This window comes from Serratia marcescens, assembly GCF_029846115.1.
In the GTDB taxonomy this organism is placed as follows: domain Bacteria; phylum Pseudomonadota; class Gammaproteobacteria; order Enterobacterales; family Enterobacteriaceae; genus Serratia; species Serratia marcescens_L.
Window position 1 is genome coordinate 4,416,057 of record NZ_JARVZZ010000001.1, and the last position, 18,720, is coordinate 4,434,776.

At 60.6% G+C, this 18,720-nt stretch carries 15 protein-coding genes; 7 read left to right on the top strand and 8 right to left on the bottom strand.

Going from position 1 to position 18,720, the window contains the following annotated elements; all coding sequences use genetic code 11:
- Positions 1-81 precede the first annotated feature (81 nt).
- Positions 82-2,724, bottom strand: a complete 2,643-nt coding sequence (gyrA, locus tag QDT79_RS21080) for a DNA topoisomerase (ATP-hydrolyzing) subunit A (RefSeq protein WP_107227617.1) — start codon at positions 2,722-2,724, stop codon at positions 82-84.
- A 212-nt stretch (positions 2,725-2,936) separates the two neighbouring features.
- On the opposite strand from gyrA, the gene ubiG reads away from it, so the two are divergent.
- The 4 genes from ubiG to yfaE all read left to right on the top strand — a co-directional run bounded on the left by ubiG (position 2,937) and on the right by yfaE (position 7,851).
- Positions 2,937-3,662 carry a bifunctional 2-polyprenyl-6-hydroxyphenol methylase/3-demethylubiquinol 3-O-methyltransferase UbiG gene (gene ubiG / locus QDT79_RS21085; protein ID WP_025303640.1) on the top strand — a complete coding sequence of 242 codons (726 nt, stop codon included), beginning with the start codon at positions 2,937-2,939 and terminating at the stop codon, positions 3,660-3,662.
- A 438-nt stretch (positions 3,663-4,100) separates the two neighbouring features.
- Complete coding sequence (gene nrdA, locus QDT79_RS21090; protein WP_063989008.1) at positions 4,101-6,389, top strand: class 1a ribonucleoside-diphosphate reductase subunit alpha; 2,289 nt, start codon at positions 4,101-4,103, stop codon at positions 6,387-6,389.
- 67 nt (positions 6,390-6,456) lie between these two features.
- On the top strand, positions 6,457-7,587 hold the full coding sequence (gene nrdB, locus QDT79_RS21095; RefSeq protein WP_019453694.1) for a class Ia ribonucleoside-diphosphate reductase subunit beta: 1,131 nt from the start codon (positions 6,457-6,459) through the stop codon (positions 7,585-7,587).
- Between the two features lie 3 nt (positions 7,588-7,590).
- Positions 7,591-7,851 (top strand): class I ribonucleotide reductase maintenance protein YfaE, encoded by a 261-nt coding sequence (gene yfaE, locus QDT79_RS21100; protein ID WP_033653779.1) that lies wholly within the window; start codon positions 7,591-7,593, stop codon positions 7,849-7,851.
- Between the two features lie 59 nt (positions 7,852-7,910).
- On the opposite strand, the gene QDT79_RS21105 is transcribed toward yfaE, so the two are convergent.
- Both QDT79_RS21105 and QDT79_RS21110 read right to left on the bottom strand, forming a co-directional pair.
- Positions 7,911-8,063, bottom strand: a complete 153-nt coding sequence (locus tag QDT79_RS21105; RefSeq protein WP_033635303.1) for a Hok/Gef family protein — start codon at positions 8,061-8,063, stop codon at positions 7,911-7,913.
- Between the two features lie 230 nt (positions 8,064-8,293).
- A complete protein-coding gene (locus tag QDT79_RS21110; protein ID WP_063989007.1) occupies positions 8,294-9,115 on the bottom strand; it encodes an AraC family transcriptional regulator in 822 nt (273 codons plus the stop codon).
- A 116-nt stretch (positions 9,116-9,231) separates the two neighbouring features.
- On the opposite strand from QDT79_RS21110, the gene QDT79_RS21115 reads away from it, so the two are divergent.
- Positions 9,232-10,440 (top strand): FAD-dependent oxidoreductase, encoded by a 1,209-nt coding sequence (locus QDT79_RS21115; protein WP_233221925.1) that lies wholly within the window; start codon positions 9,232-9,234, stop codon positions 10,438-10,440.
- 3 nt (positions 10,441-10,443) lie between these two features.
- Here QDT79_RS21115 and QDT79_RS21120 read toward each other — a convergent pair whose 3' ends face one another.
- Entirely contained in the window at positions 10,444-11,640 is a 1,197-nt protein-coding gene (locus tag QDT79_RS21120; protein WP_063989005.1) for a nicotinamide mononucleotide deamidase-related protein YfaY, read from the bottom strand.
- 245 nt (positions 11,641-11,885) lie between these two features.
- Here QDT79_RS21120 and tyrP point away from each other — a divergent pair, with 245 nt between their 5' ends.
- Entirely contained in the window at positions 11,886-13,094 is a 1,209-nt protein-coding gene (gene tyrP / locus QDT79_RS21125) for a tyrosine transporter TyrP (RefSeq protein WP_063989004.1), read from the top strand.
- 48 nt (positions 13,095-13,142) lie between these two features.
- Here tyrP and QDT79_RS21130 read toward each other — a convergent pair whose 3' ends face one another.
- A complete protein-coding gene (locus QDT79_RS21130) occupies positions 13,143-13,682 on the bottom strand; it encodes a YfaZ family outer membrane protein (RefSeq protein WP_025303646.1) in 540 nt (179 codons plus the stop codon).
- A gap of 338 nt (positions 13,683-14,020) precedes the next feature.
- Here QDT79_RS21130 and katA point away from each other — a divergent pair, with 338 nt between their 5' ends.
- Positions 14,021-15,457, top strand: a complete 1,437-nt coding sequence (gene katA, locus QDT79_RS21135; protein WP_063989003.1) for a catalase KatA — start codon at positions 14,021-14,023, stop codon at positions 15,455-15,457.
- Positions 15,458-15,499: 42 nt separating this feature from the next.
- Here katA and menE read toward each other — a convergent pair whose 3' ends face one another.
- From menE to menB, 3 genes are read right to left on the bottom strand one after another with little or no spacing between them, the layout of a single operon-like run.
- Positions 15,500-16,885, bottom strand: a complete 1,386-nt coding sequence (gene menE, locus QDT79_RS21140; RefSeq protein WP_308317027.1) for an o-succinylbenzoate--CoA ligase — start codon at positions 16,883-16,885, stop codon at positions 15,500-15,502.
- Entirely contained in the window at positions 16,873-17,856 is a 984-nt protein-coding gene (gene menC / locus QDT79_RS21145; protein ID WP_308317028.1) for an o-succinylbenzoate synthase, read from the bottom strand. The genes menE and menC overlap by 13 nt, the downstream gene beginning before the upstream one ends.
- Positions 17,856-18,713 carry a 1,4-dihydroxy-2-naphthoyl-CoA synthase gene (gene menB, locus QDT79_RS21150; RefSeq protein ID WP_063989000.1) on the bottom strand — a complete coding sequence of 286 codons (858 nt, stop codon included), beginning with the start codon at positions 18,711-18,713 and terminating at the stop codon, positions 17,856-17,858. Before menB ends, menC begins: the two co-directional genes overlap by 1 nt.
- Between the last annotated feature and the right edge of the window lie 7 nt (positions 18,714-18,720).

An 18,720-nucleotide genomic window follows, 5' to 3' on the forward strand; every position in this document is an offset into this window, starting at 1 on the left:
TGAAAAAGGGCCTAGCATCGCTGCCAGGCCCTTTTGTCTCAGTGCATTACGGTGTCGGCATGCCGACGCCCTCACCTTGCTTTAAACGTTGTCGTCGTCCATCGGCTCAGCCGCGTCGTCGCCATCGTCCAGCGGCGTGGTGTCTTCTTCCACCGCTTCCGCGCCCGGTTCCAGGCTGTCCAGCTCTTCGTCTTCCACCGGTTCGGCCACGCGCTGCAGACCGACGACGTTTTCGTCCTCTGCCGTGCGGATCAACGTCACGCCCTGGGTGTTACGGCCCACCACGCTGACTTCCGAAACGCGGGTACGCACCAGCGTGCCGGCATCGGTGATCATCATGATCTGGTCGCTGGTTTCCACCTGCACGGCACCGACCACCTGGCCATTACGCTCGCTCACCTTGATGGAGATAACCCCCTGAGTGGCGCGTGACTTGGTCGGGTACTCGGTCACGGCGGTACGTTTACCGAAGCCGTTCTGCGTGACGGTCAGGATGTCGCCTTCGCCGCGCGGCACGATCAGGGAGATCACGCTGTCGCCTTCACCGAGGTTGATGCCGCGCACGCCGGTTGCGGTACGGCCCATCGAACGCACTTGCGTTTCCGGGAAGCGCACCACTTTACCGTTGGCGGAGAACAGCATCACTTCGTTGCTGCCGTCGGTCAGATCGACACCGATCAGCTCGTCGCCCTCGTTGAGGTTAACGGCGATGATGCCGGCGCTGCGCGGACGGCTGAACTCGGTCAGCGCGGTTTTCTTCACGGTACCGCTGGCGGTGGCCATGAACACGTGGCGCCCTTCTTCATACTCGCGCACCGGCAGGATGGCGGTGATACGCTCATCGGCTTCCAGCGGCAACAGGTTGACGATTGGGCGACCGCGTGCGCCACGGCTGGCTTCAGGCAGTTGGTACACCTTCATCCAGTACAGGCGGCCACGGCTGGAGAAGCACAGGATCGTATCGTGGGTGTTGGCCACCAGCAGGCGATCGATAAAGTCTTCTTCTTTAATACGCGCGGCGGACTTGCCTTTGCCGCCGCGGCGCTGAGCTTCATAGTCGGACAGCGGCTGATACTTCACGTAGCCCTGATGAGACAGAGTCACCACCACGTCTTCCTGGTTGATCAGGTCTTCGATGTTGATGTCGGAAGTATTGGCGGTGATCTCGGTACGGCGGCCGTCGTTGTACAGCTCTTTGACTGCCACCAACTCTTCGCGGATCACTTCCATCAGGCGCTCTGGGCTTTCCAGAATAAAGATCAGCTCGGCGATAAAGTTGAGCAGCTCTTTATATTCTTCCAGCAGCTTTTCGTGCTCCAGGCCGGTCAGTTTCTGCAGACGCAGATCCAGAATCGCCTGAGCCTGCTGCTCGGTCAGGTAGTACTTGCCGTCACGGATGCCGAACTCCGGCTCCAGCCACTCAGGGCGGGCGGCGTCGTCACCGGCGCGTTCCAGCATGGCGCTGACGTTGCCCAGATCCCACGGCTGCGCCACCAGCGCGACTTTCGCTTCCGCCGGCGTCGGCGCACGGCGAATCAGCTCGATGATCGGATCGATGTTGGCCAGCGCGATGGCCAGCGCTTCCAGGATATGGGCGCGGTCGCGGGCCTTGCGCAGTTCGAAGATGGTGCGGCGGGTGACCACTTCGCGGCGGTGACGCACGAAGGCTTCGAGGATGTCTTTCAGGTTCAGCAGCTTAGGCTGGCCCTGATGCAGCGCGACCATGTTGATGCCGAAGGTGACCTGCAGTTGCGTCAGCGCATACAGGTTGTTCAGCACCACTTCGCCGACCGCGTCGCGTTTGACTTCGATCACGATGCGCATGCCGTCTTTATCAGACTCGTCGCGCAGCGCGCTGATGCCTTCCACGCGCTTTTCTTTCACCAGCTCGGCGATCTTCTCGATCAGACGCGCCTTGTTCACCTGATACGGGATCTCGTGAACGATGATGGTTTCGCGGCCGGTTTTAGCATCGGCTTCCACTTCCGCGCGCGCGCGCAGGTAGATTTTGCCGCGCCCGGTGCGATAGGCCTCTTCAATGCCGCGACGGCCGTTGATGATCGCCGCCGTCGGGAAGTCTGGCCCCGGAATGTGCTCCATCAGCCCTTCGATGCTGATGTTTTCATCATCGATATAGGCCAGGCAACCGTTGACGACTTCAGCGAGGTTGTGCGGTGGAATATTGGTGGCCATGCCCACGGCGATGCCCGACGAGCCGTTGACCAGCAGGTTCGGGATCTTGGTCGGCATGACGGCCGGGATCTGCTCTGTGCCATCATAGTTAGGCACGAAGTCGACGGTTTCTTTTTCCAGGTCCGCCAACAGTTCGTGAGCAATCTTGGACATGCGCACTTCGGTATAACGCATCGCCGCGGCGGAGTCGCCGTCGACGGAACCGAAGTTACCCTGGCCGTCCACCAGCATGTAGCGCAGTGAAAACGGCTGAGCCATACGCACGATAGTGTCGTAAACCGCGCTGTCACCGTGCGGGTGATATTTACCGATCACGTCCCCGACGACACGGGCCGATTTCTTGTATGGTTTATTCCAGTCGTTACCCAATACGCTCATCGCGTACAGAACGCGGCGGTGAACCGGTTTCAGTCCATCACGAACATCTGGCAGCGCACGTCCGACAATAACGGACATCGCATAGTCCAGATACGAGTTTTTCAACTCGTCTTCGATGTTTACCGGTGTGATTTCTCTGGCAAGGTCGCTCATGGAGCTGCTATCCCTCTACTAATGATTCATCTGCCCGCTGCCATAGTGGCAAAGGTGTAAAACTATATCACAAAGCACGCTTTACGGGAAAATAACCGCCGCTGTTTCACGGAAATTGTGCAGATAAGTGCGCTAAAAACGCATCGGCGCAGACGATGCCGCGCCGGAACATGTATAATCCGCGCAACGAGAACAAGGAGCCAGACCAGCCCATGAACGCAGAATCATCCAGCCGAGTGCAAAACGTTGACCACCAGGAAATCGCCAAGTTCGAGGCCGTCGCCTCTCGCTGGTGGGATCTGGAAGGCGAGTTCAAACCGCTGCACCGCATCAACCCGCTGCGCCTGAACTACATCATGCAGCGCGCCGGCGGCATTTTTGACAAGCAGGTGCTCGATGTAGGCTGCGGCGGCGGCATTCTGGCAGAAAGCATGGCGCGCGAAGGCGCCAAGGTGACCGGGTTGGACATGGGCGCGGAGCCGCTGCAGGTCGCCCGGCTGCACGCGCTGGAAAGCGGCATGGACGTCACCTATGTGCAGGAGACGGTGGAAAGCCACGCCCAGGCCAACCCGCAACGCTACGACGTGGTCACCTGCATGGAGATGCTGGAGCACGTGCCGGATCCGGCCTCGGTGGTGCGCGCCTGCGCCCATCTGGTGAAACCGGGCGGCCACGTATTCTTCTCCACCATCAACCGCAACACCAAAGCCTGGCTGATGGCGGTGATCGGCGCAGAGTACGTGCTGAAGATGGTGCCGCAGGGCACCCACGATCATAAGAAGTTCATTCGCCCTTCCGAACTGATCGGCTGGGTCGACGGCACGCCGCTGCGCGAAAAGCACATGATCGGCCTGCATTACAACCCAATCACCGATCATTTCAAGCTTGGGCGCAACGTTGACGTGAACTACATGGTGCACACCCAGCACGAAGGCTAAGCGTTGTAAACCGCGCCGGCCCTGCATTACCGGGGGGCGGCGCCATTGGCACATTCGGAAAAATACCTAATTTCCACGACTTCGATCAAAATAGCCGTTGTAAACAGTTTTTTAGAATATTAAATCAGATCAATATGCCGTTTTTTTCTAACGTTTAATAAAGCGCCAAACGATCGGTTTTTTCAGTTTTTCAGTAAAATCTGATCGCGCTTATTGACAAGCTTGTCGCGCCAGTCACGGCGCGCACTGCGAACGGCAAGTTACATTTCACCCCCAAGTTATCCACAAATTAGGCCAGTTTTGTTCACTTGCAAACGCCGTTTTTTCTCACTATCTTGTTACCTCACCGACATACAACCCCTATATATAGTGTTTACATACTGAGCAGAGCGACTACACTTCTGCTTAGGGGCACCATACGGACAGGTAAAACACCACATGAACCAAAGTCTGCTTGTAACTAAACGCGATGGCCGTAAAGAGCGCATCAATCTCGACAAAATCCACCGGGTCATTGATTGGGCCGCAGAGGGATTACACAACGTCTCGGTTTCTCAAGTAGAGTTGCGTTCACACATTCAGTTTTATGACGGCATCAAAACCGCCGACATTCATGAAACCATCATCAAAGCCGCAGCCGACCTGATCTCCCGCGATGCGCCGGACTATCAGTACCTGGCCGCTCGCCTGGCGATCTTCCACCTGCGCAAAAAGGCTTATGGCCAGTTCGAGCCGCCGAAGCTGCACGCCCACGTCACTCGCATGGTCGAGATGGGCAAATACGATAAGCATCTGCTGGAAGACTACAGCGCTGAAGAGTTCGAGCAGATGGATTCCTTTATCGATCATTGGCGCGACATGAACTTCTCCTATGCCGCCGTCAAGCAGCTGGAAGGCAAGTACCTGGTGCAGAACCGCGTCAGCGGCGAGATCTACGAAAGCGCCCAGTTCCTGTACTTACTGGTGTCCGCGTGCCTGTTCTCCAACTACCCGCGTGAAACCCGTCTGGACTACGTAAAGCGTTTCTACGACGCGATTTCCACCTTCAAGATTTCGCTGCCTACGCCGATCATGTCCGGCGTGCGCACGCCAACCCGCCAGTTCAGCTCCTGCGTGCTGATCGAGTGCGGCGACAGCCTGGACTCCATCAACGCCACCTCCAGCGCCATTGTGAAATACGTTTCTCAGCGCGCCGGCATCGGCATCAACGCCGGCCGCATCCGCGCACTGGGCAGCCCGATCCGTGGCGGTGAAGCCTTCCATACCGGCTGTATCCCGTTCTACAAACATTTCCAGACCGCCGTCAAATCCTGCTCTCAGGGCGGCGTGCGCGGTGGCGCGGCAACGCTGTTCTACCCGATGTGGCACCTGGAAGTGGAAAGCCTGCTGGTGTTGAAAAACAACCGCGGCGTTGAAGGTAACCGCGTGCGTCACATGGACTACGGCGTGCAGTTGAACCGCCTGATGTACCAGCGTCTGATCAAGGGCGAAGACATCACCCTGTTCAGCCCGTCCGATGTGCCGGGGCTGTACGACGCATTCTTCGCCGATCAGGACGAATTCGAGCGCCTGTACACTCAGTACGAGAAAGACGACAGCATTCGCCAGAAGCGTGTGAAAGCGGTTGAGCTGTTCTCGCTGATGATGCAAGAGCGCGCCTCTACCGGCCGCATCTACATCCAGAACGTCGACCACTGCAACACCCACAGCCCGTTCGATCCGCAGATCGCGCCGGTGCGTCAGTCCAACCTGTGCCTGGAAATCGCGCTGCCGACCAAGCCGCTGGAAGACGTCAACGACGAAAACGGCGAGATTGCGCTGTGCACCCTGTCCGCTTTCAACCTGGGCGCGATCGACAGCCTGGACGATCTGGAAGAATTGGCGACCCTGGCGGTGCGTTCACTCGACGCCCTGCTGGATTATCAGGATTATCCGATCAAGGCTGCGCACCGTGGCGCGATGGGCCGCCGCACCCTGGGCATCGGCGTCATCAACTTCGCTTATTACCTGGCGAAGAACGGCGTGCGCTACTCCGACGGCAGCGCCAACAACCTGACGCACAAAACGTTCGAAGCCATTCAGTACTACCTGCTGAAAGCCTCCAACCGTCTGGCTCAGGAGCAAGGCGCTTGCCCGTGGTTCAAAGAAACCACCTATTCGCAGGGCATCCTGCCGATCGACACCTACAAGAAAGATTTGGATGCGGTCTGCAACGAGCCGCTGCACTACGACTGGGAAACCCTGCGTAAAGAGATCCAGGAAACCGGCCTGCGCAACTCGACCCTGTCTGCGCTGATGCCATCGGAAACCTCTTCGCAGATTTCCAACGCCACCAACGGCATCGAGCCGCCGCGCGGCCACATCAGCATCAAGGCGTCGAAAGACGGCATCCTGCGCCAGGTGGTGCCGGAGTATGAGCGTCTGAAAGACAACTACGAGCTGCTGTGGGAAATGCCGAGCAACGACGGCTATCTGCAGCTGGTGGGGCTGATGCAGAAATTCATCGACCAGTCGATTTCGGCCAACACCAACTACGATCCGACCCGCTTCCCGGGCGGCAAGGTGCCGATGAAGCAGCTGTTGAAAGACCTGCTCACCACCTACAAGTTCGGCGTGAAAACGCTGTACTACCAAAACACCCGCGACGGCGCGGAAGACGCCCAGGAAGATTTGCAGCCTGCCAAGGCCGGCGATGACGACTGCGAAAGCGGCGCCTGCAAGATCTAAAGTTTGACCTAGCGGGCCGGAATTTTCCGGCCCCTTCATTTAGCCACGTTACGATGGATTCAGGCTTATGGCTTACACCACTTTTTCTCAGACCAAAAACGACCAGCTGCAAGAGCCGATGTTCTTCGGCCAGTCGGTAAACGTTGCGCGTTTCGACCAGCAAAAGCATGAAATCTTCGAAAAACTGATCGAAAAACAGCTCTCCTTCTTCTGGCGCCCGGAAGAAGTTGACGTCTCCCGCGATCGCATCGATTACCAGGCGCTGCCGGAGCACGAGAAGCACATCTTCATCAGCAACCTGAAGTATCAGACGCTGCTGGATTCCATCCAGGGCCGCAGCCCGAACGTCGCGCTGCTGCCGCTGATCTCGATCCCTGAGCTGGAAACCTGGGTGGAAACCTGGTCGTTCTCCGAGACCATCCACTCCCGTTCCTACACCCATATCATCCGCAATATCGTCAACGATCCGGCGCTGGTGTTCGACGATATCGTCACCAACGAAGAGATCAAAAAGCGCGCGAAAGACATTTCCGGTTACTACGACGACCTGATCGAGATGACCAGCTACTATCACCTGCTGGGTGAAGGCACCCACCAGGTGAACGGTAAAACCGTCACCGTCAATCTGCGTGCGCTGAAAAAGCAGCTGTACCTGTGCCTGATGAGCGTGAACGCGCTGGAAGCGATCCGCTTCTACGTCAGCTTTGCCTGCTCCTTCGCGTTCGCCGAGCGCGAACTGATGGAAGGCAACGCCAAAATCATCAAGCTGATCGCCCGCGACGAAGCGTTGCATCTGACCGGCACCCAGCACATGCTGAACCTGATGCGTTCCGGCGCCGACGATCCGGAAATGGCAGAGATCGCCGAAGAATGCCAGCAACAGTGCTACGATCTGTTCGTGCTGGCCGCCCAACAGGAAAAAGAGTGGGCGGAATACCTGTTCCGCGACGGTTCGATGATCGGCCTGAACAAAGACATCCTGTGCCAGTATGTGGAGTACATCACCAATATCCGCATGCAGGCGGTCGGCCTCGGTCTGCCGTTCGAAACCCGCTCCAACCCGATCCCGTGGATCAACGCCTGGTTGGTGTCCGACAACGTACAGGTGGCGCCGCAGGAAGTGGAAGTGAGCTCCTACCTGGTTGGCCAGATCGACTCGGAGATCAACGCCGACGACCTGAGCGACTTCGAACTGTAAGCGATGGCGACGCCAATCGTAACGCTGCGCGCCGCCGGCACGCAGCTCTCCTGCCCCAATAGTGAAAACTGCCTGCTCGACGTGCTGGAACTGCACGACGTGCAGGTGGAGTACCAGTGCCGATCCGGCTATTGCGGCGCCTGCCGTCTGAAACTGGTGAAAGGCGAAGTGGCCTATCGCCAACAGCCGCTGGCGTTTATCAACGCCGGTGAGATCCTGCCCTGCTGCTGCATGCCGCTGACGGATATCGAACTGGAAATGTAAAGTCGGGTGCCGGAAACCGCGCCTGGAGACCAGAAGGCGGGGTTGCCCCCGCCCTATGATTACCGCTTCACCTCACACGCCAACCTGATCAGGATAGTGATATTTTCCTGGTAGATTTTCAGCTCGCACAGCGAGTCTCTTATCATCCAGATAAATAACAAAACCGTAATACATACAACGGTTAGCGAGTGAAACACATGCTTTAAGCGCATGCTTGCCTCCTTGCTGTGAAGGGGCTACCATAACGGTGTCTAGGCGTTAGGGCAGCCCCATTCTGATTGAGAGTCAGTCTGGGGCTTTCATCTATCCGCCTTGTCACACAATGCCCAAGACGAACAGTCTCAAGCACCCGCCAAAAGAGTAACAGCATTCGCTCGCCGCGAATATCCCCTGTAAGATTATGATTAACCAGGGATATATAACTATCTTCAAAGTATTTCGCTTAGCGCCCCTTTCCTGCCGAGGCGGAAAAATAACGCGCCGGAGAATCGCCAAAGGCTTTACGAAACATGGCGATAAAATTGCTCGGCGAGGCATATCCCAGCGTTTCCGCAATCTGCAGCACCGTTTCGCCTTCGGCCAGCTTCGCCAATGCATATGACAACCGGGCCTGCTGACGCCACTGGGCAAAACTCAACCCCGTCTCGCCGATCATCAGCCGCCGCAGAGTGCGTGGCGACATCGCTCCCCACTCGGCCCAGGCTTCCAGCGAACGCTCGCTCCCCGGCTGCGCCAGCAAGGCTTGCAGAACGCCGGCCAGGCGCGGATGGGACGACATCGGCAAATGCAGCGGTTCCGTCGGCGCCAGACGTATCTCATCCCGCATCACTTGCGCCATGCGATCCTGCTCCAGGGTGAGCGCACTGTGCTTATCCCAGCCTTCTGCTCGCAGAGCCAGCGCCTGCAGCACGGCGCTAATGCCGACGACGCAGGGTTTATTCGACAGATCGTTGCAGGCCTCCGGCGCCAGCAGCAAACTCCAGCCGCTCAGCGCGCCGCAGACCTGCACCCGGTGCTCCGTCGCCGGCGGGATCCACCCCGCTCGCTGCGGCGGCAGCACCCAATCGCCGCGCGCCGTGCGTACATGCAGCAAACCGCTTTCGACGCACAGCAACTGCCCGCGCACATGCTGATGCCAGTCGTATTCGCGCGTGCCCAACCGATACTCCTGGCCTACCGCGTCGCGGCCACCAAGGGCGATCAGCCAGGGGCCCGCCGACCATTCGCTGCAGTCAGCGTCGGCGAAGTGAGGGTTATCGTTCATATTGGCCACTTATCACTATTTTTAGTCCAAATGCCGTTATACCAACCTTTCCCTGCGCCGACATAATGAAATGCTTCCGGCCGCTCCCGTCTGTGGCCACTGACTCACGAGGGAACATGATGACAACACTCAGCATTGGCATTATCGGCGCCGGGCCAGGCGGTCTGTGTCTGGCCCAGGGGCTGCGCCGCTTCGGCATCCACGCCACGGTGTTTGAACGCGACACCACGCCGCAGGCGCGCGATCAGGGCTACCGGCTGCGCATCGATCCGACGGGCCAGCAGGCACTGGCCGCCTGCCTGCCGCCGGCGCACTACCGGTTGCTCTGCGCCGGCAGCGCGCAAAACAGCGGCGAGAGCAATCTGTGGGATCCACAGTTTGCCCCGCTCAACGCCCGACGCCCCGAGCACTGGCTGCCCTCCAGCCCGCCGCAGGCGCAGGAACCGAGCGGCGACCTCGGCGTTCATCGGCAAACGCTGCGCGAAATCCTGCTCGCCGGTCTGCAAGAGCAGGTGCGTTTCGGTTATACCCTGCGTGAATTTGCACAAACGCCGCAGGGCGTGGAACTTCAGTTCGCCAACGGCGAGCAAGTGCGGGTCGATGTGCTGATCGCCGCCGACGGCGTCAACTCGCTGGTGCGGCGGCGCTGCCTGCCGGAGGCTACGCCCGAAGACAGCGGTGCGGTCACCCTTTACGGCAAAACGCCGCTCGATGCGGCGACCCGTGCCCGATTGGCCCCCGAACTGCTGCACGGCGTGTCGGTCGTCTTCGCCGATGGCTTATCGCTGGTGATTGAACCGATGCGCTTTCAGGCGCCCATGGCGCAGCTGGCAGCCGACTATGCGCCGGATTGCCACCTCACGCCGGTCGGCGACTATCTCTATTGGGCCTGTATCGGATCGGCTGCACGGCTCGGCGGGCCGGTGCGGACGGAGGGAAGCGCGGCGCTGCAGGCGCGCGTACGGCATATCTCGCAGGGATGGGCGCCCGCCTTGCAAACGGCGCTAACTCTGGCGGATCCCCTGTCGCTCAGCGTGCGGGCGGTGCAGGTCACGAAGGCGATGCCGGTGTGGCACAGCGAACGCATCGCCTTTCTCGGCGACGCCGTGCACGCCATGAGCCCGGCGGGAGGGCTCGGCGCCAACACCGCATTGGCGGACGCCGCCAGCCTGGCGATGCATCTGGCGCAGGCCGGCAGCGCCGCGCAGGCGCTCAAGGACTATGGTGCAGATCTGCAAACGCGGGGCGCGGCGGCGATACGCCTTTCACATCTGGCGTCCGAACGGCTGCAGCAAAACAGTGACGCCGGCGACTCAGCGCCATGACCGTCACTCGATAATTTCCACCACCTCCAGCCAGGCGTTTTTACCGCATGCCTGGCCCCCATTCAGCCAACGGCGCAGCATATCCAGCGCCAGCATTGCCACCGACTCCTGCCGCAGTCGCAGGCCGTGGCGCGACGCACGATAACGCACGGTCTGGCCAATCCCGCCGCGCGGCGTGTGCAGCGCAATGCTCACCTGCTCGTCACGCATGGCGCTGACCGCCAACGCCAACGGCGCACCGGTCAATTCCGCCAGCGAGCGGGCGCGCGCCAGCGTCGTTTCCAGCGTTTCGATGCAATGCGCCGGCAGCAGCTCGCCCCCCGCCAGCGGCGCCCCTTCGCTTTGCATCTGCAGATTGATCAACCCAGCGCTGAACTGCTCGCTCAACGCCAGCTTAAGCCCTTGCTGATTCAGGCGCTGCGTCAGCGTCGCCGGCAACCCGGCGGTGCCTTCAAAGATGCAGTTGTCCCCCGCCACCTCGCGCACGCGTCGCCAGGCCTGCTCCATTTCCGCACGCCGGCTTTCCGGCCCGGTCAGTTTCAGCTCGATGATCGGGCTGGAGGAACGGTAACCCAGCACCACTTCCGGCGGCAGCGGCATACTGTCCAGCTCGGCGGCCAGATCGCTCTCGGAGGTGCCGAACGTCGTCAGGCGCAAACACAGCGGCGGCGCCGGCAAGGTGAAGCGCTGCCGCAGGCGCGGCACGATCTGCTGTTCGACCATCACTTTGAATTCCGACGGCACGCCGGGGGTGAAGAACATCTGACACTTGTTCAGCTGCAGCGCGAACCCACAGGCGGTGCCCACCGGGTTATCCAGTATTTCCGCGTTGGCCGGGATCTGCGCCTGCTTGCGGTTGGAAGGGGCCATCGGCCGCCCGCGTCCGGCGAAATAGGCTTCCATGCGCGCCAGCCAGTCGGCCCGTTCAACCAGTTCGACGCCACAGGCTTTCGCGGCGGCCAGCGCGCTGAGATCGTCGCTGGTCGGCCCCAGGCCGCCGTTGACGATCAGCACATCGGCGATATGGCTTCGTTCCTGCAGGATCTCGATCAACGCAGAGAGGCTGTCCCCGACCGTTTCCCGCCCGCTCATCGGCACGCCCTGCTGGAACAGGTAGTCCGCCAGCCAGGCGGCGTTGGTATCAATAATTTGCCCGTGCAGCACTTCATCGCCGGTGCTGAGCATCTCCACTCTTAACATTGATCTCTCCCACATTTTTTGGTCATTCCACTATAGAAGCCCGTAAATAACTTTTCACTAGCCGCCTGCGGATAATTTCAGCCATGGGCCCGTTCCTCATGCGCCATGCAGCCCGCCGCAATGTAAACATTAATGTACATTATGCGTAACGCCGGTTTGACACAAATTAGGGCTTCCACTATCCTGCCATCCTCATAAATCGTTACCTATAATTTTCAAAATCTTTCGGCTGGTAGAGAAAAAACGTGAAGAATCGCACTCTTGGCAGTGTTTTTATCGTGGCGGGCACCACCATTGGCGCCGGGATGCTGGCGATGCCGCTGGCAGCGGCCGGCGTAGGCTTCGGCGTCACGCTGGCCTTACTGGTCGGGCTGTGGCTGTTGATGTGTTACACCGCGCTGCTGCTGGTAGAGGTCTACCAGCATGAGCAGGCGGATACCGGTCTGGGCACCCTCGCCAAACGTTATCTCGGCGGCGGCGGCCAGTGGCTGACCAGCTTCAGCATGATGTTTCTGATGTACGCCCTCACCGCCGCCTATATCAGCGGCGCCGGCGAATTGCTCGCCACCAGCATCAGCCAATGGACATCCCAGGACTTCCCGGTGTCGCTCGGCGTTCTGTTGTTTACTCTGGTGGCCGGCGGCGTGGTGTGCATCGGCACCCACTCGGTCGATTTGTTCAACCGCATCCTGTTCAGCGCCAAAGTGGTGTTCCTGGTGGTGATGCTCGGCCTGATGTTGCCGAATATCCACCAGACCAACCTGATGACGTTGCCGCTGGAGCAAGGCCTGGCGCTGTCGGCCATTCCGGTGATTTTCACCTCCTTCGGCTTCCACGGCAGCGTGCCGAGCATCGTCAACTACATGGGCGGCAACATTCGCAAACTGCGGTGGGTGTTTATCATCGGCAGCGCGATCCCGCTGATCGCCTATATTTTCTGGCAGTTGGCGACACTGGGCAGCATCAGCTCCGACACCTTCGTCGGCATCCTGGCGCAGCAGGCCGGGCTGAACGGCCTGTTGCAGGCGGTGCGCGACGCGGTCGCTTCGCCGCACGTTGAACTGGCGGTGCACCTGTTCGCCGATCTGGCGCTGGCAACCTCGTTCCTCGGCGTGGCGCTCGGGCTGTTCGATTTCCTGGCCGACCTGTTCAAGCGGCAAGACAACGTGCGTGGCCGCCTGCAAACCGGCGCCATCACCTTCCTGCCGCCGCTGGCCTTCGCGCTGTTCTACCCGCGCGGCTTCGTGCTGGCGTTGGGATTCGCCGCCATCGCTCTGTCGGTGCTGGCCCTGCTGTTGCCTTCACTGCTGGTGTGGAAAACGCGCCAAACACATCAGGCGCAGTATCGCGTCTGGGGCGGTACGCCTGCGTTGGCATTGGTGTTTGTCTGCGGGGTAACGGTAATCGCCATTCAACTGGGCATCGCCAGCGGCATGCTGCCCGCGGTAGGGTAAGCGGAACAGAAAGAACAAAGGGGCCTGAATGGCCCCTTTTTCGTAGCGTCAGAAGCTCAGACCTACGCCAACGTAAGGGCCATCGGCCAGCGTATTGTCGCGACGCCCGTCTTTGCCTTCCATCTGCATGTAACGGTAGCCCACGTCCACGCTCAGCGGGCGGAACTTCCAGCGCAGACCGCCGCTGGCTTCGTTATAGGCCTTCACGCCGCTGGTGAAAGAGTCAGGGGCAAAGTAACCTTCGCCGTGCAGGCTGAAGTAGCGGTTGATCTCCCACTCCAGGCCGCCGCCCAGCGCCACCGCCCCGCCGCTCTTCCCGTCTTTCGGGCTGAGGTACAGCGCTTTGGCGCCCACGGTCGCCGTCAACGGCCCCAGCGGCACCCCGAAGTTCAGCCCCACGCTGCCGACGTTGCCGTCGTGGTCGCTGCGCGCCCAGTTGCCGGTCAGGCCCAGACCAGAAGAGCCGGTGCTCATGCCAACGCCCAGGTTGGTGTAGTGTTGCCCGGCTTCGCCCGACACGCTGATGGCGTTCGCCGCGCCGGTCACCAACAGCAATCCTGCCGCGCACGCGACCCAAGTCTTTTTCATCATCTTTCCCTCTGGTTTGTCATCCGTACCGAATGATCGAATCAACGCATAATAATAACGTCACGAGTCTATACCAAAGCGCAATGAGTATTTAAGGGATAAAAGCGAAAAAATTCGTCAATAATCAAATAAATGTAAATATTTGCAAACAACAATCCATATTCGTCAAGGCAATGCCAACGATAACCGAGACCTATTTGCCGCCGCTCGGCAATAGAGCTACAACTAGTAGTGGCTTTGACCAAGGTCAGGGGAAGAAGCCCCGACAAAGGACTATGCTGATGAACGCTTAAACCGCCCGAGTCTTTACTTAACTGCACTACGATAAGGAGCAAGTGATGAGCAAGAAAGGACTGACCACCGCAGCCGGCGCCCCGGTTGTCGATAACAATAACGTGATCACCGCAGGCAAACGCGGCCCGATGCTGTTGCAGGACGTGTGGTTCCTGGAAAAACTGGCCCACTTCGACCGTGAAGTTATCCCCGAGCGCCGCATGCACGCCAAAGGATCCGGCGCCTATGGCACCTTTACCGTCACCCACGACATCACCCGCTACACGCGCGCCAAGATCTTCTCCGAAGTCGGCAAACAGACCGACATGTTTATCCGCTTCTCCACCGTCGCCGGTGAGCGCGGCGCCGCCGATGCCGAACGCGACATTCGCGGCTTCGCCATGAAGTTCTATACCGAAGAAGGCAACTGGGATTTGGTGGGTAACGATACGCCGGTGTTCTATCTGCGCGATCCGCTGAAATTCCCCGATCTCAACCACGTGGTGAAACGCGATCCGCATACCAACCTGCGCAACCCCGTCTACAAGTGGGACTTCTTCTCCCACCTGCCAGAATCGCTGCACCAGTTGACCATCGACTTCAGCGATCGCGGCATTCCGAAATCTTACCGTCATATGCACGGTTTCGGCAGCCACACCTTCAGCTTTATCAATGCCGCCAACGAACGTTTCTGGGTGAAATTCCACTTCCGCTGCGAGCAAGGCATTGAAAACCTGATGGATGACGAAGCGGAAGCGATCATCGCCAAGGATCGCGAAAGCTCACAGCGCGATCTGTTCGACGCGATCAAACGCGGTGACTTCCCGCGCTGGAAGCTGCAAATTCAGATCATGCCGGAACACGAAGCCTCGCAGACGCCGTATAACCCGTTCGATCTGACCAAGGTGTGGCCGCACGGCGACTATCCGCTGATCGACGTCGGCTATTTCGAGCTGAACCGCAACCCCGACAACTACTTCTCAGAGGTTGAACAGGTGGCGATGAACCCCGCCAACGTGGTGCCGGGCATCAGTTTCTCGCCGGATAAAATGCTGCAGGGCCGTCTGTTCTCCTATGGCGATGCGCACCGCTACCGCTTGGGCGTCAACCACCACCAGATCCCGGTGAACGGCGCCAAATGCCCGTTCCACAACTATCATCGCGACGGCGCGATGCGCGTGGACGGCAACAGCGGCAACGGTGCCACCTACGAACCGAACAGCTTCGGCCTGTTCCAGGAGCAGCCGGACTTCAGCGAACCGCCGCTGAGCATTGAGGGCGCGGCCGACCACTGGAATCATCGTGAAGACGACGATTACTACAGCCAGCCGCGCGCGCTGTTCAACCTGCTGAGCGCCGAAGAGCACCAGCGCATGTTCACCCGCATCGCCGGCGAACTGTCGCAGGTGCCGGAACACATCCAGCGCCGTCAGGTCGAGCTGTTCACCAAGGTGCACCCGGACTACGGCGCTGGCGTCGCCAGGGCGTTGGGGTTGAAATAACCCCCTGCTGCCATCCACTCAGCCGCCCTTCGGGCGGCTTTTTTATGCCTGAGAGAGACGCTGCGCCACCCACTGCTGCAACTGGCGGCGCGAAATTTTGATGCCGCCGTTTTTCAGCTCGTCAGGCAGCGGGAGCAACGCCGCCGGGCGTTGGAAATTGGCCAGCTTATCCTGCGACCAGGCGAGCAACGCCGCCAGCGACAGTGACGGTTCGCCGTCGATCACCGCCACCGGCCGCTGGCCGAACTCGGCGTCCGCCACCGGCACCACAAACACCTGCGTGATCTGCGGATGCGCCGCCAGCACGCGTTCGATATCCTCCGGCTGCACCCCTTCACCGCCGCTGAAAAACAGGTTGTCCAACCGGCCGAGAATACGCAGTTCTCCCTCGGCCATCGCGCCGCGATCGCGGGTCGCAAACCAGCCCTGTTCATCGGCCAGCGGCTGCAGATGGCCATGACGCCAGTAGCCGAGCGCCAGGCTGTCGGCGCGGATCCAGACTTCTTCGTCCACCAGTTTTACCTCACGGCCGCCGAGCGGCAGGCCGACGCCTGGCCGCGCATCGGCGCGCTTGGCGCACACCGTGGAAGCCAGTTCGGTCAGCCCGTAGCCGCACCAGCAGCGGATCCCCGCCGCCTCCGCCCGTTCGGTCAGCGCCACCGGGATCATTGCGCCGCCGAGCAGCACCTCTTTCAGCGTCATGCCCGTCAGCGGTTGCGCCAGCAGCCGCCAGAGCTGTGTCGGCACCAGCGAGGCGTGCGTGCAGCCCGCCAATGCCTCGGCCAACGGATGCATCTCGCGCACCGCCAGCCGTGCGCCCGCCGCCAGCCAGCGCCAGACAATGCCCTGGCCGGAGACGTGAAACAGCGGCAATGACAGCAGCCAGCAATCCTCGCGCTGAAAATCCATCAGCCGCAACACCCCGGCGGCGCTGGCCAAATGGTTGGCGTAGCTGTGTGCCGCCGCTTTCGGCATACCGCTGGAGCCCGAGGTCAGCGTCAGCGTCGCCAGACGCCGCACATCCCACGTCGGCAGGTTCGACCAACTCGGCTCGGTCGAGGGCGGCGTCAATCGAATCACCTCTTCCGGCAGTGCCGGCAACGGATCCGGGCCGAAGGCAAAGGTGATGTCCAATTCGGGCAACAGCTGCGTCAGCAGCGGCGTCGGCAAGGCGGGATTGAGCGGCAACAGGCGCGCACCGCATTGCAGCAGCGCCAGGTAGGCCAACAGCAGCGGATAGCTGTTTTTACCGCACAGCGCCACGCCGCAACCCGGCTCCACGCCCTGGTGCTGAAAATCCGCCGCCAGCTCATCCACCTGGCTTTGCAACGCCAGCCAGCTCAGCGGCCGTTCGCCGAGCAGCAGCGCCGTCGCCTGCGGTTGAAGGCGTGCCCAGTACCGCCACGGCCAATCGCTTAACGGCGCCATAGGCACTCCAGCGCCGAAATATCCAACAGCGGCAATGCGCTGCCGGGCCACGGCCGCAGCACCTGTGCCTGCATCAGCCCCAGCGTGTCCAGCCCCGGCACGGTGTCCGGCGTCAGCCAGCGGGCGATGCGCGCCAGCTGGGTCAACCCCAGGCTGGACTCGATGCTGGAGCTGATCACCGCCGTCAGCCCCGCCGCATGCGCCTGCGCCACCAGCGCCTGGCAGCACGTCAGGCTACCGACCAGCGTCGGCTTGATCACGATGGCCGCCACACCCGGCTCGGCCTGCACCACAAAATCCGCCTCACGCACGCTCTCATCCCAGGCAATGGCAATGCCGGTCGCCTGGGCGAAATCGCGCGATTCATCACGGGTCTTGCAGGGCTCTTCCAAAAAGGCGATGCGATCGCGCCACGCCGGGTTGACGTATTTGGCGAAGCCGTCGGCTTTGGCGCGGGTCCAGCTGCGGTTGGCATCCAGCCGCAGCCGCAGATCCGGCAGCGCCTCCAGCAGCACGTTGACGATCATGCCGTCGCGCACCGCTTCATACAGCCCCACCTTCACTTTCGCGACTTTCTCGCCCGGCAAGGCGCTCAATATCTCGAACAGCTCGTCCGGATCGCCGGTGCACAGCGGCGCCTTGCGGAAATCCGCCTGCGTCGGCAAGCGCTGCTCCAGCTCGGCCTGCGCGCAGCTAATCCCAAAGGCCACCGAGGGCAGCGTGCTGTCATCCGGTTCGTTGCCCGCCAACCAGGCCTGCAGCCAGTCCAACGCGGCCTGTTCGGCCTGCGCCAACGTTTCTCGGCTGAATTCCGGCAGCGGCGCGATCTCGCCCCAGCCTTCACGCTCGCCCTGACGCAGCTGCAGCACCCATCCGTCACGCGTTTTCAACCGCTGATTGCGCAGCACCACGCCCGCCTCCATCGGCAGGCTGTAACGGTAAAGCGCCGCGCTGCGGTTTACCCCGCTCATTACGGGTTACGCTTGAATTTGCTGAAGTCCGGCTGACGCTTCTCGTTGAACGCGTTGCGCCCTTCCTGCCCTTCGTCGGTCATGTAGAACAGCATGGTGGCGTTGCCCGCCAGCTCCTGCAAACCAGCCTGGCCGTCGCAGTCGGCGTTCAGCGCCGCCTTCAGGCAGCGCAGCGCCATCGGGCTGTTCTGCAACATTTCTCGGCACCAGCGCACCGTCTCTTTTTCCAGATCGGCCAACGGCACCACGGTATTGACCAGGCCCATGTCCAACGCGGCAGCGGCATCGTACTGGCGGCACAGGAACCAGATTTCACGCGCCTTCTTCTGGCCGACGATGCGCGCCATGTAAGACGCGCCCCAGCCGCCGTCGAACGAGCCCACTTTCGGGCCAGTCTGGCCGAAGATGGCGTTATCCGCCGCGATGGTCAGATCGCACATCATGTGCAGCACGTGGCCGCCGCCGATCGAATAACCGGCCACCATCGCCACTACCGGTTTCGGGCAGGTGCGGATCTGGCGCTGGAAGTCCAGCACGTTGAGGTGATGCACGCCGCTGTCGTCGCGATAGCCGCCGTAGTCGCCGCGTACTTTCTGATCGCCGCCGGAGCAGAAGGCCTTATCGCCGGCGCCGGTCAGAATAATGACGCCGATACCGTCGTCGTAACGGGCGTTGGCCAGCGCGTCGATCATCTCTTTAACCGTTTGCGGGCGAAACGCATTGCGCACCTGCGGCCGGTTAATGGTGATTTTGGCGATGCCGTCGGCGGACTTGTGATACAGAATATCGTCGAAATCGCCGGTGCAATCCTGCCAGGCGATGGCGGCATACAGCTGTTCTTCATTCGGATAAAGCATGTTCGGT